13 protein-coding genes and 1 pseudogene are annotated in these 16,068 nt (G+C 43.2%); 6 read left to right on the forward strand and 8 right to left on the reverse strand.

Features of this window, described 5'->3' with window-relative positions; genetic code table 11:
• Window positions 1-81: 81 nt before the first annotated feature.
• From msrB to QY97_RS06180, 3 genes are all read right to left on the reverse strand, one after another.
• Window positions 82-1,047: a peptide-methionine (R)-S-oxide reductase MsrB gene (msrB, locus tag QY97_RS06170; protein WP_039238589.1), complete on the reverse strand. Its 966-nt coding sequence runs from the start codon at window positions 1,045-1,047 to the stop codon at window positions 82-84.
• 37 nt (window positions 1,048-1,084) lie between these two features.
• Window positions 1,085-2,611, reverse strand: a complete 1,527-nt coding sequence (locus tag QY97_RS06175; protein WP_039238590.1) for an aldehyde dehydrogenase family protein — start codon at window positions 2,609-2,611, stop codon at window positions 1,085-1,087.
• A gap of 228 nt (window positions 2,612-2,839) precedes the next feature.
• Window positions 2,840-3,145 carry a VOC family protein gene (locus QY97_RS06180; RefSeq protein ID WP_046128428.1) on the reverse strand — a complete coding sequence of 102 codons (306 nt, stop codon included), beginning with the start codon at window positions 3,143-3,145 and terminating at the stop codon, window positions 2,840-2,842.
• Between the two features lie 219 nt (window positions 3,146-3,364).
• On the opposite strand from QY97_RS06180, the gene QY97_RS06185 reads away from it, so the two are divergent.
• On the forward strand, window positions 3,365-4,882 hold the full coding sequence (locus tag QY97_RS06185) for a Ppx/GppA family phosphatase (protein WP_052728934.1): 1,518 nt from the start codon (window positions 3,365-3,367) through the stop codon (window positions 4,880-4,882).
• A gap of 146 nt (window positions 4,883-5,028) precedes the next feature.
• Entirely contained in the window at window positions 5,029-7,254 is a 2,226-nt protein-coding gene (locus QY97_RS06190) for an RNA degradosome polyphosphate kinase (RefSeq protein ID WP_083965803.1), read from the forward strand.
• 42 nt (window positions 7,255-7,296) lie between these two features.
• On the opposite strand, the gene hprK is transcribed toward QY97_RS06190, so the two are convergent.
• Complete coding sequence (hprK, locus tag QY97_RS06195; RefSeq protein WP_039238592.1) at window positions 7,297-8,223, reverse strand: HPr(Ser) kinase/phosphatase; 927 nt, start codon at window positions 8,221-8,223, stop codon at window positions 7,297-7,299.
• A 436-nt stretch (window positions 8,224-8,659) separates the two neighbouring features.
• On the opposite strand from hprK, the gene QY97_RS06200 reads away from it, so the two are divergent.
• Together QY97_RS06200 and QY97_RS06205 are read left to right on the forward strand one after the other, a co-directional pair.
• A complete protein-coding gene (locus QY97_RS06200; protein WP_039238593.1) occupies window positions 8,660-9,745 on the forward strand; it encodes a DUF1611 domain-containing protein in 1,086 nt (361 codons plus the stop codon).
• Window positions 9,742-10,854 (forward strand): alanine/ornithine racemase family PLP-dependent enzyme, encoded by a 1,113-nt coding sequence (locus QY97_RS06205; RefSeq protein ID WP_039238594.1) that lies wholly within the window; start codon window positions 9,742-9,744, stop codon window positions 10,852-10,854. The genes QY97_RS06200 and QY97_RS06205 overlap by 4 nt, the downstream gene beginning before the upstream one ends.
• A gap of 121 nt (window positions 10,855-10,975) precedes the next feature.
• On the opposite strand, the gene QY97_RS06210 is transcribed toward QY97_RS06205, so the two are convergent.
• Window positions 10,976-11,572, reverse strand: coding sequence for a hypothetical protein (locus QY97_RS06210; RefSeq protein WP_039238596.1), 597 nt, complete (start codon window positions 11,570-11,572; stop codon window positions 10,976-10,978).
• Between the two features lie 237 nt (window positions 11,573-11,809).
• A complete protein-coding gene (locus QY97_RS06215) occupies window positions 11,810-12,307 on the reverse strand; it encodes a hypothetical protein (RefSeq protein WP_039238599.1) in 498 nt (165 codons plus the stop codon).
• 231 nt (window positions 12,308-12,538) lie between these two features.
• Between QY97_RS06215 and QY97_RS06220 the strand changes: the two genes are divergently transcribed.
• On the forward strand, window positions 12,539-14,047 hold the full coding sequence (locus tag QY97_RS06220; RefSeq protein WP_039238601.1) for a BCCT family transporter: 1,509 nt from the start codon (window positions 12,539-12,541) through the stop codon (window positions 14,045-14,047).
• Between the two features lie 88 nt (window positions 14,048-14,135).
• Here the strand turns inward: QY97_RS06220 and QY97_RS06225 are convergent, their stop codons facing one another.
• Window positions 14,136-14,492, reverse strand: coding sequence for a nucleotide excision repair endonuclease (locus tag QY97_RS06225; protein WP_039238603.1), 357 nt, complete (start codon window positions 14,490-14,492; stop codon window positions 14,136-14,138).
• 218 nt (window positions 14,493-14,710) lie between these two features.
• Between QY97_RS06225 and QY97_RS06230 the strand changes: the two are divergent.
• Window positions 14,711-15,416: pseudogene (locus QY97_RS06230) on the forward strand (DUF421 domain-containing protein).
• 64 nt (window positions 15,417-15,480) lie between these two features.
• Here the strand turns inward: QY97_RS06230 and QY97_RS06235 are convergent.
• A complete protein-coding gene (locus QY97_RS06235; RefSeq protein WP_039238605.1) occupies window positions 15,481-16,044 on the reverse strand; it encodes a GNAT family N-acetyltransferase in 564 nt (187 codons plus the stop codon).
• Window positions 16,045-16,068: the final 24 nt, after the last annotated feature.

Here is a 16,068-nt window from a genome sequence, read left to right on the forward strand (position 1 = left end):
AATCCCCTGACAACCGGGCGTAAATCAGCAAAAATCAAAGCAGCAGTGCTGATGGACCCGCTCTATCGCTCACACTGCCCGTCATATGCTTCTTTGGAACAGGCTTTTAAATTCACCGTATCCTTCCTCCTCGAGTTTATCTTTTGGCACAAACCGGAGAGAGGCTGAGTTAATGCAGTAGCGAGCACGGTCAGGTCCCGGCCCATCATCAAAGACGTGCCCTAGATGAGAGTCAGACGTTTTTGTCCGAACTTCAATTCGACGTAAGCCATGGGAAGTATCGAATCTCTCTTCAAGCTCCATGCGGTTTAGCGGCTTCGTAAAGCTTGGCCACCCGCAGCCGGCATCGTATTTGTCTGTCGAGCTGAACAGCGGTTCTCCTGAGATGATGTCTACATAGATGCCTTCTTCTTCGCAGTCCCAGTACTCATTCTCGAATGCCGGCTCCGTTGCATTCTCTTTTGTAACGGCGTATTGAAGAGGAGTAAGCTCCTCCTTCAGCTGCTCCCGGCTCTTTTGCTTCTTCCAATTTTCACGTATAAACTTCGCTCGTCCTGAGCTCTCTTTGTACAGATTGTAATGGAAAGGATTCTTTTTGTAATAGCCTTGATGCTTCTCCTCCGCGGGATAGAAGGGAGATGCAGGAAGAACACGCGTAGCAACCGGCTGATGAAACCTTCCGCTTGCTTCTATTTCGGCCTTTGAAGCCTCTGCTGCTTTCCGCTGCTTCTCTGTGTGATAAAAGATAGCAGTCCGGTAAGGAAGCCCCCGATCGCTAAACTGCCCTCCTTCATCTGTCGGATCAATTTGCTGCCAAAAGCGGCTGAGCAGGCTTTCATAAGATATAACAGTGGGGTCAAAGGTGATTTGTACAGCTTCATAATGGCCTGTCTCGCCGCTATGCACCTCTTCATATGTTGGGTGCTCTGTCGCTCCCCCTGTGTAACCGGATAGAACCTTCTTGATGCCTGGCTGTTCATCGAAGGGGGATACCATACACCAAAAGCAGCCGCCAGCAAAGGTTGCTCGCTCCAATGATTGTGTCATGTCTATTCACTCCTTTTTATCTACTAAACGCAAGGCCTCACTTCTTCGCTGTTATCCTCCGATACGCCCGGAGAAACGAGCGCCAGCTCCGCTTTCTGCCCCAAAATGAGCGGATCAACTCGGCAAATGCCTCATATTTTCCTTCATACGGGAACCAGTTCACCTCACTCAGCTTCGTTCCCTTGTCCACCATGACGGAAGTTTGTATACAGAAGCTCTGCATGCCAACATCTCCATGGTAAGCACCGATGCCACCTTCTTTCACTCCTCCATATGGAAGATAGGGGTTCGCTACAGTAATGATGACATCGTTGATCACCGCATTGCCTGTGACCAGCCTGGATACAGCCTGCTTGCCTCGTTCGATATCAGATGTCCAGACACTGGCATTCAATCCAAAACGAGAATCATTGGCTAAAGCAAGAGCCTCCTCTTCCGTTTCGAACGCCATAATGGGCAGCACGGGTCCAAATGTTTCCTCCCGCATGATCTTCATACGGTGATCTACATTCGTTATGATCAGGGGCTGAATGAACATGTGCCCCTCCTCCCATTTATCCGGGTGCTTGCCTGCTGCTAAAACCGCCCCTTTGTTTAAAGCGTCTTCTACTTGTTCCTTCACAACCCTTACTTGCTTAGAAAATGTCATTGAACCAATATCATCCTCAAAGCTCGTCCCTTGCTTTAAACGGCCTGCCTCTTGTACTAAACGATCCATGAACTCTGCATAGATACTTTTTTCCACATATAACCGCTCAACGGACATGCACACCTGGCCGCTGTTATTAAAAGCTCCCCAAAGCGCCCCCTGAACGGCACGCTCAATATTAGCATCAGCAAAGACAATCATCGGATCCTTCCCGCCCAGTTCAAGAGTGGTTGGAATCAACCGCTTGGCTGCCTCTGTCTGAATGATTTTCCCCGTCGGTACGGATCCGGTAAAGTGAATATAATCCGGCTGACCTTCAATCAGGGCTGCCCCCGTATCTTTTCCGCCATGAGCCACCTGCACGACTCCTTCAGGAAAGCCCGCTTGCTCAAATAGCTGCTCAATAAGGACCCCGATCATTGGTGTGACTTCAGACGGCTTTAATATGACCGTATTTCCGCCGACAAGTGCTTCCACGACGGGAATCATAGAGAGCTGGAATGGAAAATTCCACGGTGAAATGATCAATACCGTTCCTCTCGGCTTGTACTCAATATAGGAGGACTTTCCCATTAGCGTAATAGGCGTCTTCACCTTTTTTGTCCGCAAAGCAAGAGGAGCTCTTTGTTCAATGTGGGAAATAGAATCGATGACAGTCATCACTTCAGTTGTTAAAGCTTCTACCGCTGTTTTTCCAGTCGATACTTTAATCACTTCCACTATCTTGTTCATTTCCTCTACCAGCGTTAACCGCAGTTTACGTAAATAGCGAATCCGTTCGGAAAGGGGTAATCCGGCCCACACCCCAAACGACCGCCTAGCCACTGTATACATACCCTCAACTGCTTCCGGCAATGTTTCTTCCGCCTCACCAATTACTGTATTTGTTGCTGGATTAGTCGCTGTCCATCTCATTCCATTCTCTCCTTCATTTGGCCAGTCCTTAATTTTTCTGATCATAACATACTAAGGGTGCTCTAACATAACCTTTACCTGCCTACATCAGAACAAACACTAAAAAACCTTATTTTGCTTTAGAAACAAAATAAGGTTTTTCCGGTCAGCTGTGTTTAGGTCCATTTGTTTATAACCTTTTAATAAAAATTCATTTCCGTCCTCATCATAAAATGTCACGAACGTGCCTCATTGCATCTGCTGTGGTTCCTCTTTAAACTGGACACCCTTTGCCTTCATTTCTTCATATGTCCGTAAGATATCGTCACACTCAAAAACAATAGAAGCTTTCATATTTTCTGCGTTTGGCATCATCGCCTTTGGATAAAGGACTAGACGTGTTTGGGCATCCTTAGGGGCTACTTCCAGCCAAAAGGTATTGGGTTCCATCGGACGTTCAGCTGCTACTTCAAAACCGGCTTTATCTGTCCAGAATTCCTTTGCTTTTTGCTGATCTTCTACATATACGGCTACTGTACCTGCATTTGTAATCATTTGCCGACCTCCAAAGATAAATGAATGTTCTGCTGCTAGTAATTTATTATTTCACTTCCTGTTAAACCACACAAGTGTTCGGTTTAAAGGGCGTTAAGAAAGTATGCAACATGCGGATTGAGGGGAAGCTTATTTTCCCTTTTTCTCTTCATGCTATATACTGATGAATGACCGTTTTTCGTAAACCAAGAAAAATAAACAGAAAGGATGAGTAAGTCATTGAAACAGCAAACCGGAGTGATAGATATAGGTTCCAACACGATCCGGCTCGTCATCTATGAGCATTCCGAGAGCCGCTATGAAGAAGTAGAAAACATCAAAATACCGGCACGTTTACGAGAGTATTTTGACGACAGTCAATCATTAAATAAAGAAGGAATAGAAACAATCATCCGGGCTCTTCAGCTGTTCCAAACAGTTATTCAGCAATACAGAGTCCCAGAGGTGATTTGTACCGCTACGGCGGCGATCCGGCAAGCAGCTAATAAAAAGGACATTCTGCAAATCATAAAAGAGAAGACCGGTTTCATCACTCAGCTATTATCTGATCGTGAGGAAGCCTATTATGGATTTTTAGGAAGCGTCCACTCTACCTATATTAATGAAGGGGTCACAATTGATATGGGCGGCGGCAGTACGGAAGTGACCTACTTTCGCAATCAAGAACTAATACATTATCATAGCTTTTCGTTTGGGTCTTTGTCTCTGAAGCTCAACTTTGTGAAAGGCTGCCTTCCTACTGAGCAGGAAAAGGAGAACATTCGCAGCTTTATACGGTCACAGCTGACCTCCCTGTCCTGGATTACTGATAAAGAGCTGCCTATCGTTGCTTTGGGAGGAAGTGCGCGGAATATCGCTCAAATTCATCACAACCTCATAGACTACCCGCTTGCAGGCATCCACCAATATGAAATGAGCGCTGCAGATGTCCAAGCCGTTAAAAAGAGCTTACAGCCTCTGTCTTACGATGACCTCCAAAAAGTCGAAGGACTGTCAAAAGACCGGACGGATACCATTCTGCCTGCCTTAGAAGTATTTAGTGTTTTATTTGAAGTCGTCTCGGCCACGAAGCTCGTTTTCAGCAGCCAAGGTCTGAGAGACGGCATCATTTATGAAAGCTTGAACCGACCGGATCAGAAAACAGACGATTCGGCAGATGATGGCATTCAAGAACTGTTAAAAGAGCTCCACTTGCCGATGCATGCAAAGACTCAGGAAATTAAACTGGCCGTTTCTCTCTTTAAGCAAGTAAGGGAGCATGCAGAAGAAGTGAATAAACGTGAAAATGACTTGAGATTACTAACACATGGAACAGAAACTTTCTTCCTAGGCAAAAGAATAAATGAAGAATCAAGCCGAACTGCTTTTTATTTACTGTCTAACCGGAATATTGCCAGGCTCTCCCACCGGGACCGTATTCAATTAGCATTAATTGCTTCCTACAAGGGAAAGAGCGCTTTTCGTCAATATATCCTTCCTTTTAAAAACTGGTTCTCCAAGGCAGAACAAAAAACGCTCTGCATCATGGGAGCTGTCATTAAGCTCGCATACAAGCTGAATGTATCTGGGAAAAACGGTGTATTAGACATTCATGTGTCTCCAAATAAAGACGATTGGATCGTATATATTACTTGTAAACACCCATGTCCAGCGGAAGAGTATCATTTTCTTAAGGAAAAAAAGCACTTAGAGAAGCTGTTAAAAGTAAACATTGTCCCTAAGTTCAAATTAGTATAACTAAAACATATACCCATATTTCGACAGAGAATGCCTAAAATTGTCGAAATTTACAATATATTAATCAGGTCTTTACATTGACTTAACATTAAATTGATACCTTTGAAGTAATCAAAAAGTAAGACATGTAAAGGAGATGCAGGTATATGGAACCAACTTTAGACCCCGCACCCGATTTGGAAAATCCCTGCTTTTATAATAACCGGGAATTAAGCTGGTTAGATTTTAATAAAAGGGTACTGGAAGAAGCTCGGGATGATAGAAACTCCCTTCTGGAAAAATATAAATTTTTAGCGATCTTCAGCTCGAATTTGGACGAGTTTTTTATGGTGCGTGTAGCCGGTTTAATCGAACAAGTAAGAGCTGGTCTTAAGCGGCCTGATACAAAAACACAATTAATGCCGTCTGAGCAGCTGGCCCTTATTTCTGAACGTACGCATAAGCTGGTAGAAGAGCAGCAGCAGATCTTTTTACATGAGCTGGCTCCTCTTCTGAAAAAAGAAGGAATTCATATGATTCCTGTATCAGAAGTAGAGCCAGCTCATGTATCTTTTCTAGAGGAATACTTTAAGGAAAAAATCTTCCCTGTTCTTACTCCAATGGCCATTGATGCATATAGGCCGTTTCCTATGCTTTTAAATAAATCATTAAACTTAGCAGTGATTATTAAAAACCAACTAGACAACAACCAAGAGAATGAATCACAAAACAAACTAGCGATCGTGCAAGTCCCATCTGTGCTAGACAGGCTTATTGAACTCCCGTCAAAAGACGGAAAAAGAACGTTTGTATTATTAGAGCAAGTGATCGCCCACTTCATTCATACCTTATTCAAAGGGTTTAGTATTCAATCAATTACTCCTTTTCGAATTACGCGTAATGCCGACCTAACGATCCATGAAGATGAAGCAGAAGACCTATTAGAGGAAATTGAGGAAGAATTAAAGAAGCGCAAGTGGGGAGCGGCCGTTCGCTTGGAAGTTCAGTGCGGATCCTTTGAGATGGGTGTTGTTAATCATTTGATCGAAGAGCTGGAAATCCATGAAAAAGACGTCTATTTCACAGAAATGCCTCTCGATTTAACATTTTTATTTTCTTTTTACGGCATTGTTCAGTCGACTCATGATCATCTAGCCGGGAAGAGCTTTATTCCCCAGCCGCCTCAAGATTTAGGAGGAGAAAAAGATGTGTTTGCTGCCGCGAGAAAGCAAGACATTTTATTTCATCATCCTTATGAGTCCTTTGAGCCAGTTGTGGAGTTTATCTCACAAGCAGCAGATGATCCAGACGTATTAGCGATTAAACAAACGCTGTACAGGGTGAGCGGAAATTCTCCTATTATTAAAAGTCTCCAGCGGGCGGCTGAAAATGGAAAACAAGTAACCGTTCTTGTTGAATTGAAAGCCCGCTTTGACGAGCAGAATAACGTGCATTGGGCGAAAGAGCTTGAAAAAGCCGGCTGCCACGTTATTTACGGAATGACCTACTTAAAAACCCATAGCAAGATTACACTCGTTGTGCGACGCACGAAAAATGGAATCGAAAGGTTTGTCCACTTAGGGACAGGCAACTACAATGATTCCACTGCCCGCATCTATACAGATATGGGCTTGATTACAACAGATGAGGAAATTGGAATCGACGCAACCAATTTCTTTAATTATTTGAGCGGGTACACCGCGAGGCCGCAATATCACCACCTGATCGTCTCCCCTTTTGGCATTCGAGACAAGTTCATTGAATTAATTGACCAGGAAATCAAATTTCACAAACAGCATGGCAATGGCTATATTGCAGCAAAGATGAACTCTCTTTCCGATAAGAATCTGATTAAGAAGCTGTATGAAGCATCCATCGCGGGCGTAAAGGTAGATTTAGTTGTACGCGGCACCTGCTGTCTGCGGCCAGGCGTCGAAGGAATCAGCGAAAACATAAGAGTCCGGAGCATCGTCGGCACCTTCCTGGAGCATACACGAATCTTCTTTTTTAATCATAATGGAGAAGAAAAACTGTACTTGTCTTCTGCAGATATGATGACGAGAAACATGGAGAACCGCGTAGAAATCCTGTTCCCTATTTTGAAGCCTCACTTAAAGGAACGAATTCATGAGTGGATGGAGATTATATTAGCGGATAATACAAAGGCGCGCGAGCAGGATTCGTCCGGAACGTATCACTATGTTCAAAGAGCAGATGGCGAGAAAGAAGTTAACAGCCAAATGGTCATGTGTGAGATGGCTTATCGAAGAAAAGATTTAAAAAAGCCTGAATCTAAACCGATCCTTTCTATAAAAGAAACCTTCCCAAAAATAGGTGATTACACTACCACTCGTTTAAGAAAGCTCGGCGGACTGATTAAAATGCTTTTCTGAACTATAGATAAGGAAAGAAGCAGCCGGTTTGTCGGCTGCTTCTTATTCATTATGGCTGGATAAATCGGACTTCACGCGCTTCATAAATTCTTCCGCTGCATTGTAGCCTTGCTGTTGAAGATACCAGTTATTCGCAGCAGCTTCAATTAGCCCCGCTACATCACGGCCCGGCTGAAGCTGAATTTGCATGTGCGGAATCCGAACACCCATATACTCCTTGTGCTTCGTTTCTATCTCCAGCTCATTATTTAACATATTGTCCTTCCATTTTGTAAGCTCGATATCCAATGTAATGCGGGTTTCCTCCTGAAATGCCTTCCTGCCGTATAAACGCACAACATTTAAAAGACCTACACTGCGCAAAGCAAGAAATTCCTTGTTCGTCTCATTATGCGTGCCGAGAAGCGTTTGAGGACTGAGCTTTTTCAAAACAACGATGTCATCAGCAATCAGGCGATGTCCGCGTCCAAGGAGCGTATGAGCCGTCTCGCTCTTTCCGACGCCGGATTTTCCTCGCAGCAAAATGCCGATCCCCGATACGTTGACACAAACACCATGAACGGCCATCTCCGGAGCCAGCTGCTTTACCAAATAAGCATCTAGTTTTCCCATGAGCTCATAGGTAGACTTAGATGTACGAAGCAGCGGGATGCCCTTTGTCTCACAAATTTCTGTAAGGTACACCAGCCCTTCCTGATTATCAGTCACAATCACACAAGGCGGGTTGTATGTCAACACATTCTCAATTCTTAGCCTGCGTTCTTCTCCATCCAGCCTTTGCAAATACGCTCCTTCATTCTTTCCAAGCACTTGTATATGCCCTGCTGGGAGAAAATCAAAATGATTGATAAACTCCAGCCCCGGATGGTGTAAACCGGCCTTCTCCACTGTCCGGCGCAGATGTTCCTTCCCGGCTAATATTTCTAGTGAAAATCGACGGACTATATCCTCCACCGTAATTGTTTCCATTTTTCTTACACACCCTATCTATATGACAATATGAGTTTTTTATATGTACCGTCTGTTTTAATAGTTCTTTCCATTTTTTTAAGCTATTATAATAAATCAAAGATAGGTTAACACAATGGTTCTATAATGTATATCAAAATAAGAATTTGGCTGCAATAAAGTTTTGACTGTTGATACGGCCGGTTATCTTCCTATTAAATAGATCTTCCTCCATACAAAATGTGATGTGAGCAAAAGACTTCCTTTTTAATTGTAAAAATCTTATAATTATTATTGACGTAAGGTTTCCTTACATAAAGATTGAAAAAGACCACACACGCTGTTTGACCGAACATCTTTTTCTTCAGTTGGGGATTGCAACATTCCTTTCAGAAGTGCTTAAGGTGTTCTTTTTTGTAGTTCAATTGAATTCACAGAAAATGGAGGAGAAACAATCGTGAAGAAGCAAGCGATCATTTATTGTGAACATCAATTTGGATCTATGGATGGGAAAACCGCTAATGGTTTAGTGCGCGAACCGGGGAACTATGTGATCACTGCTGTTATCGACAGTACAAAGAGCGGACAGGATGCGGGAGAACATCTCGACAACAGAAAAAACGGCATCCCCATCTGCGGAACACTCGCCGAAGCCATCAGCTGCTCTGATCAACGCCCAGAAGATTTTATCCTCGGCATCGCTCCAGCTGATGCTTTTTTAAAAGAAAGCGAAAGACAAGTCATTATTGAAGCGATGAAGGCGGGGATGAACATCATCAACCCGCTTCAGGAATTCCTCACTGATGACAAAGAGATGGTAACGATAGCTGGCCGTTACGGTGTCTACATCCGGGACATCCGCAAGCCAAAGCCGAAAAAAGAGTGGAAGCTGTTCTCAGGGAAAATATTAGACTTGGCTACCCCGGTTATTACCGTACTTGGCACGGATGGAGCTTGCGGCAAGCGGACGACAGCAGTAGAGGTAGAAAAAGCATTGAAGAAGCGAGGATACAAAACCGCTTTTATTGCAACCGGCCAAACCGGCCTTCTTCAAGGCGCTGCCTATGGGTTCGCCATGGACGCTTTTCCTCTTCAATACTTAATTGGTGAATTAGAAAGTGAAATCTTGCGGGCTAACGAAATCGAACAGCCCGATATTATTATCGTAGAAGGGCAAGGAGCATTAAGCCACCCGGCTTATGCCAGCTCATGTGGCATTCTCAAAGGCGCGAAGCCGCAAGCAGTTATCCTGCAGCATCCGCCAAAACGAAAAGTACTAGGCGATTTTCCATTCGCTGATATGCCAGATATCCAAAGCGAAATCAACCTTATTGAACACTATGGTCAAACAGAAGTAATTGCTATTACCCTGAACCATGAAAATATGACGGATGAGGAAATCTTCAGCACCATTGCTGAGTATGAACAGATATATCAGCTGCCCGTTACCGACGTGCTGAAACTAGGCTGTGATAAAGTCGTCGATGCCATCATTGACTTCTTCCCTTCCTTAAAAGGCAAGCAAGAGGCGGTCTTGTCATGAGAACTGTCACGCCAAGGATTGAAATTAATCTTGATAAAATCAGACACAATGCTAAAACGCTGAAGGACCTGTATGGGAAGAAGGGTATTCAAATCACCGGAGTAGTAAAAGGTGTCGGGGCTAGTCTTAAGATCGCTGAAGCACTGGTCGAAAGCGGGATTAAAAGCCTGGCTGACTCAAAGATAGCCAATATTAAAAAACTGAAGCAATCAAATCTGAACGCCATCCTTATGCTGCTGCGTACACCGGCACTCAGTGAAATCGAAGAGGTCGTACGTTTTGCAGATATTAGCATGAACACAGAGCTGGACGTTGTGCGAGCACTATCCGCAGAAGCTGTTAAACAACGAAAGACACATCAGATTATTTTAATGGCAGAAATGGGTGATTTAAGAGAAGGCATTCTATTGAAGGATATGCCTGCATTTATCGAAGAGACAGCTAAGCTGCCTAATATCCGTATCGCCGGGATCGGTACGAACTTCGCCTGCTTCGGCGGAGTCATCCCGACCGAGCAGAAGATGCGCACTTTTTCCTCCTTTGTCAAAAGCATACAAAGCCAATTCTCTCTGCTTCTGCCTTACGTATCGGGCGGCAATTCCGCAAATTACAACTGGATGATGCATACGCAAGACACAGGCCTCGTCAACAACATCCGGCTTGGAGAGTCCATTTTCTTAGGCAGAGAAACGGTTGGAGGGACACTTATTCCAAATTTATATCCTGACGCTTTTTGCTTTGTGGCCGAAGTAGTTGAGTCAAAAGTAAAACCTTCCGTCCCGGCCGGAAGCCGGGGCAGAAATGCCTTTGGCGAAACACTATCCTTTAAAGACCGGGGAGAGATACGAAGAGCTATCCTCGGGGTAGGCCGGCAGGATGTATTAGTTTCAGGTTTGACACCGCCTAAACCCTTTGAAATTCTTGGCTCAAGCAGCGACCATATTATTCTGGATACAAAGAAAGTACCTTTAAGGCCAGGCGATGAAGTGAAATTCTCCGTTGATTACGGAGCGATGCTTTCTGCCATGACCTCTCCATATGTCTACAAAAAGTATGTATATACAAGTGCTAAAGCACAAAAAGCCTCACTGAGTATAACAACCGCCTAGCAGATTTTTCTCTTTTCTTCATGAGGAGTCTTCTCGATTGACTCCTCGTTAATATGCTTATTACCTGAGATAAGACTTTTGGCTGCCTGTCAATGAAAGCGCCCGACAATGAAACATTCAATTATTTTAAAACTCCATACAGCGGAAATCCGGTAGCTGCCATAGCAAGAGCAATCAGGAATACTATCTCTACTATTTCCCCGTTTAGATACCTTTTTTCACACATTCTTGCCACATCTTCGTCACATGTAATCGTTGGATTTCTTTTCAATATAAATGCTAAAAACCTTATTCTTTCCTTCCCCCTTGGCAAGTCATCTACGTAAAGCCTTTTAGACCAGCCTCTTTTACTATTTTCAAAAGACAAATAAGCTTTCGAATGAGAACCGCCTTCCAGCGTTCTCCATCTATCAATACCATAAGAGATCAAATCGATCTCTTCATAATAGACAGCCCCCGTCTCTTTGCCTATTTTAAAGATCATGCCTTTTTCATACATGTCTATAAACAAGCGGTTTAAGAAGATTTTCCGGGCAAAGATAACACCCGCTCCAATAAATATGTAATTAAAGAGATCGAAGGGATTGAAAATTTCCCACACGTTGTCTTCGAAGAAATACAAAAAAAGCGCAGCATACGGAAGCAGGAAGCCGATGATCTTGGGAAATATCTTTTTTTGAACCCTAAATTGAAAGTCGCCGTAATTTTTTCTTCTCATTATCTCTGCCTTCCTTTTTATCTAGCACATGGGCAGACTAGAATGTTATCAAGTGTATCTTATCATTAAATTTCCTGTTGTTGTTTAGTAAACCAAAATCATCATAAAAGTCTTGAAGCATCAAATGCATACCCATGCACCCTGAGCCCATATAAATCTGCATAAAAAAGAAGTAATGTCAAAGAAGACTTCTTTTCTATCAAGCGGTCTCTTTCTGGCTTCAGTCATTGATTGCAGTTAATCAGCTTGGATTTTAGGCGGACTAGCTCTTCTTGCCAGCTTTCCTCCATCATAGAATTTGCCGTGTGCTTTTAAAATATCTCTAGCCTCCAGAAGAGAGGGAATGCTTCCATCAGCTGAATAAGTAAGATAATAAGTTTTCGTATTCTTTCGATGAATAACCCATGTAAAAAACTTCATGGCAAACCCATGAGAATGATGATTTCGAAATTGCCCCATCCTCTTTCCGTCCCACACGGTCATCGTCTGTCCATTTCCCCTTCTATCCTTTAATTCCCCATGCAATTCAGCGTAAAGAAGGCCCGTGCTCTTTTTCATTTGCTGCATCACTAGCAGAGTTAATGCCTGATTGACAACCAGCTGAAAAATATTTAAACCTTCTCCTCTCGTAAGAGAAATAAATGCCTTGTCTGGAAGCTGTTCGGACTTTTCTCCCAGCTTTAACACGCCAAAGCCCCCTCCATCTTTCTCTGCTCGCCATTTCTTCTTTTTCATCTCTTCCTCCTGCTTCATAAGTTGGTTTAAAACATAATTATTCGTTAAACAAACAATACAGACCTTGAATCTTTGTTTATCTGAGACGGAAAAGGAGAAGCTGCTTTTCCTTCATAAGAGGAAAACAGCCATATTCTTTGTTTTTACTGACTATAGAAGCAAAAAAACGAAATGTATGTTACTATGGCAAATGTTTGATACTATTACTGCCATAATTTAAAGAGGTGAATTATGAAAAAAGCAACACAAGTATTTTGGTACGCTATTGCTATTTCCTTAATAGTTGTCATATGGGGAGCAGTCGCCCCGGAAAACTTAAATTCCTTTACGTCTGCTATCACGAGTGAGATTTTAATGGATTTTGGATGGTTTTATTTATTGCTCGTTCTTCTCATTCTTCTTTTCTGTGTATATTTGATGTTTTCCCGGTTTGGCCGCATGAAGTTAGGAAAAGAAGGAGACGAACCTGAATTCAGCCGTTCTTCCTGGTTTGCCATGCTGTTTAGCGCAGGAATGGGAATGGGCCTTGTCTTTTGGACAACCGCTGAGCCAATCTCACATGCTTTTATCAATAGCCCTCTCGTTAAAGAAGGGACAGATGAGGCCGTCAAGGAAGCCTTAAAGTATTCCTTCTTCCACTGGGGTATACATGCCTGGGCCGTTTATGGCATTGTAGCGCTGGTGCTTGCCTACTTTAAGTTCAACCGCGGAGCTCCTGGCCTGATTAGCGCGACACTCACGCCATTATTTGGTGAAAAACTTATGAGAGGAGCACTTGGCAAGTTATTTGATGTACTGGCTGTTTTTGCCACCATCGTAGGGGTAGCTGCTACGCTTGGCTTTGGATCCGCACAAATAACAGGCGGATTATCCTTTTTATTCGACACGCCCAATAGCTTTTTGATCCAGCTAATTGTTTTAGTTGTGGCAACCGTCTTGTTCATTCTATCAGCCTGGTCCGGCATCGGCCGAGGGATTAAGTATTTAAGCAATATTAACATGGGACTGGCCGCACTTCTGCTTATTCTTTTGTTCATTGTGGGTCCTACCATGTACATTCTTAACATGTTCACACATACTCTTGGTACGTATATCACAGATTTCTTCCACATGAGCCTGAGACTGGCGCCATTAGATGAAGAAGACCGAAGCTGGATCAACAGCTGGACAATCTTCTACTGGGCCTGGTGGATCTCCTGGGCTCCGTTTGTCGGGATTTTCATCGCTAGAATTTCAAAGGGACGAACCATAAAGGAATTCCTGTTTGGTGTACTTTTGCTGCCGTCACTTGTATGCTTTATCTTTTTCGCTGTTTTCGGCGTTTCAGCCTTGCGACTTGAACAGCTTGGTATTTCAGCTATTTCCGAGTTCTCACTGGAAACCTCTACATTTGGCGTGCTGGCTGAATATCCGCTAGGCACATTCCTGTCTATATTAACCATTGTGGTCATTGCCATTTTCTTTATCACATCTGCGGACTCAGCCACCTTTGTTCTTGGCATGCTGAGCACAAACGGCAGCTTAAACCCAGCTAATTCTGTAAAGGTTACCTGGGGACTGGTTCAATCAGCAATGGCGGCCGTGGTCGTTTTCTTCGGAGGGACTCAAGGTCTGCAAAACATGCTCATCATTGCAGCCCTGCCTTTTGCCATTGTTATCATTCTGATGAGCATATCGTTTTTAAAAGATATCCGGTCAGTTGCCCCTTCTCAGAAGAGAAGAAGAGACAAACGAAATTAAGTGAACAGAAAAGAGCATGGCTTTCCGAATAAAGAAGCCATGCTTTTTTCTGTTGTGATAAAAGGCAAACTAAGCCTTCCTGCTGCTTCTACCTGAAGAAGGCTTTATCTATGTTATACTTGGCCTTTTGTTCATTAATGATGTAAGTCTCATAAATCTCTCTGTGCACAGGGTCATCAACGACACAAACCTGAATTTTCGTCACTTCGTCCCGATGTGTTTTGATCGGAGAAACATTATCTTCGAAATGCTTTTTAATTCTCTGGCGCAGCTTTCTTGCTTTCCCTACGAACAATAACTCCTTCTTATTATTGTAAAACATAAAGATGCCGCCCTTGTCTCTAGGGATTTGATGAAAATCTGTAAACCCGTAAATGTTGCTTAGCTCTGGGTTGTTTTGCTTGGTAATCGTTACGTCGGGCGTTGGTATGGTGATCTTTATCATTTATACCCACTTCCTTCTCTGTATTCTTTGTCTGTGGTCATATAGCTGCACGTACGGCTACCTTTACTATTTCCCTCTATTTCTTATTTCACACGCTTCCCTTATTAAACACGGCATGCTTTCTCAGTTCGTTAAATTTATTATTGAATCACCGGTTAGTAAAGCCGCCTCGGTGTTACACTAATTGGTAGCTTACCAGGTGAAAGGATGTGTATAATGTGGATTTTTTTCAAGGCCAGGAAACACTTACGGCTATGGAATGGACTCTTCGAGCAGTAATCGCTTATCTCTTTCTAGTCATCGTAGCTAAAACGATAGGACCGCGTGCCATCTCCCAATTAAGGCTTCTCGACTTCGTTATTGCTTTGGTCATCGGCAACATTATCGCCCACCCGTTATCTGATGAAGAGCTCGGGCTGAAAGGATCAGTGATCACAACCGTTGTACTGGTAACCCTGTATCTGGGAAATCTTTTTTTGATCCTTCGCTGGCCAGCGTTCAGAAGAATTATTAACCACCCGCCAATCACGGTTGTTCAAGATGGAGAGATTCTTTATAAAGGGCTGAAAAAAGCAAGGATATCAATTGATGTTTTGTTAGAGGAATTGCGAAAAGAGAAAGCAGAGGATATTAAAAAAGTAGCCTTAGCCATTTGGGAAGCAGAAGGGAAACTTTCGGTTTTTTTTGGATCCCAAATACGAACCGCTTACACCTGAATCACTCCAAATAAAAACGGAGTCTTTCGATTTTCCAAAGACTATCATTAAAGAAGGCAGGATCAACGGCCAAGAACTAAAAAAAGCTCAAAAGGAAGAAAGCTGGGTCATTTCCCGCTTAGAAAGCTTGTACCAGACAGAGGTGAAAAACGTCCTGCTCGCTACCCTGGACCAGAAAGACAATTTGAAGGTCTTTTTATACAAATAAGAAGGCTTACCGTCCGACGATAAGCCTTTAGACTACTACGCTTGAAAAAGCGCTGTGATTTTGATTATACTCGGCTGTACGTTAACTCTCCAAGTCTTAAAACCTCTGAAACCGGCTGAGGCTGACAACCGTACATTTCTTCATATTTATACGTATGTACCTGCTTGTACACATCCTTCATTTGGTCACACACCCACTCTTCTGACACAGGGACCGGCGTCCAGGCAAAGACGTCCATTTTGTTTAGCTCGCTCGTCACCGCATGAATTCTCTCATAACGAATAGATTCCATTTTTGTGAAGTCGTTCTTTTCATAGAATCTTACCCTTTTTTCTGAGTCGGGATCCATTAGATTTACCGGCTCCACTTCCAGTATAATCGCTTTCCCCTTTTCTTTCAGCTGATCAAGAACAATACTGCCTATCCCTTTGCCACGTCTCTTGCCGAACACCAAAATATAATCAATGAATACATAATTTGAGTTTTCAGAATATAAGAGAACATGATCCCGGCTTTCCTCTAGTTGATAGGTTCCTTTCTTCTCTTGTAAAAGGATGTCAAAATGCTCTTTAGATTTCATTTCCTTCTCTGGAAAGTAATCCATTAACCTGGTATACCAATCGCTCATCAGTTTTGCTCCCCTTTGTTTATA

It is taken from the genome of Bacillus thermotolerans (assembly GCF_000812025.2).
GTDB lineage: Bacteria > Bacillota > Bacilli > Bacillales > Domibacillaceae > Quasibacillus > Quasibacillus thermotolerans.

Bases quoted from the DNA above. Each gene is read 5' to 3' on its own strand.
- msrB (WP_039238589.1), bottom strand. From the start codon at position 1,047: ATGACACAATCATTGGAGCGAGCAACCTTTGCTGGCGGCTGCTTTTGG.
- QY97_RS06175 (WP_039238590.1), bottom strand. From the start codon at position 2,611: ATGAGATGGACAGCGACTAATCCAGCAACAAATACAGTAATTGGTGAG.
- QY97_RS06180 (WP_046128428.1), bottom strand. From the start codon at position 3,145: ATGATTACAAATGCAGGTACAGTAGCCGTATATGTAGAAGATCAGCAA.
- QY97_RS06190 (WP_083965803.1), top strand. From the start codon at position 5,029: ATGGAACCAACTTTAGACCCCGCACCCGATTTGGAAAATCCCTGCTTT.
- hprK (WP_039238592.1), bottom strand. From the start codon at position 8,223: ATGGAAACAATTACGGTGGAGGATATAGTCCGTCGATTTTCACTAGAA.
- QY97_RS06205 (WP_039238594.1), top strand. From the start codon at position 9,742: ATGAGAACTGTCACGCCAAGGATTGAAATTAATCTTGATAAAATCAGA.
- QY97_RS06210 (WP_039238596.1), bottom strand. From the start codon at position 11,572: ATGAGAAGAAAAAATTACGGCGACTTTCAATTTAGGGTTCAAAAAAAG.
- QY97_RS06215 (WP_039238599.1), bottom strand. From the start codon at position 12,307: ATGAAAAAGAAGAAATGGCGAGCAGAGAAAGATGGAGGGGGCTTTGGC.
- QY97_RS06220 (WP_039238601.1), top strand. From the start codon at position 12,539: ATGAAAAAAGCAACACAAGTATTTTGGTACGCTATTGCTATTTCCTTA.
- QY97_RS06225 (WP_039238603.1), bottom strand. From the start codon at position 14,492: ATGATAAAGATCACCATACCAACGCCCGACGTAACGATTACCAAGCAA.
- QY97_RS06235 (WP_039238605.1), bottom strand. From the start codon at position 16,044: ATGAGCGATTGGTATACCAGGTTAATGGATTACTTTCCAGAGAAGGAA.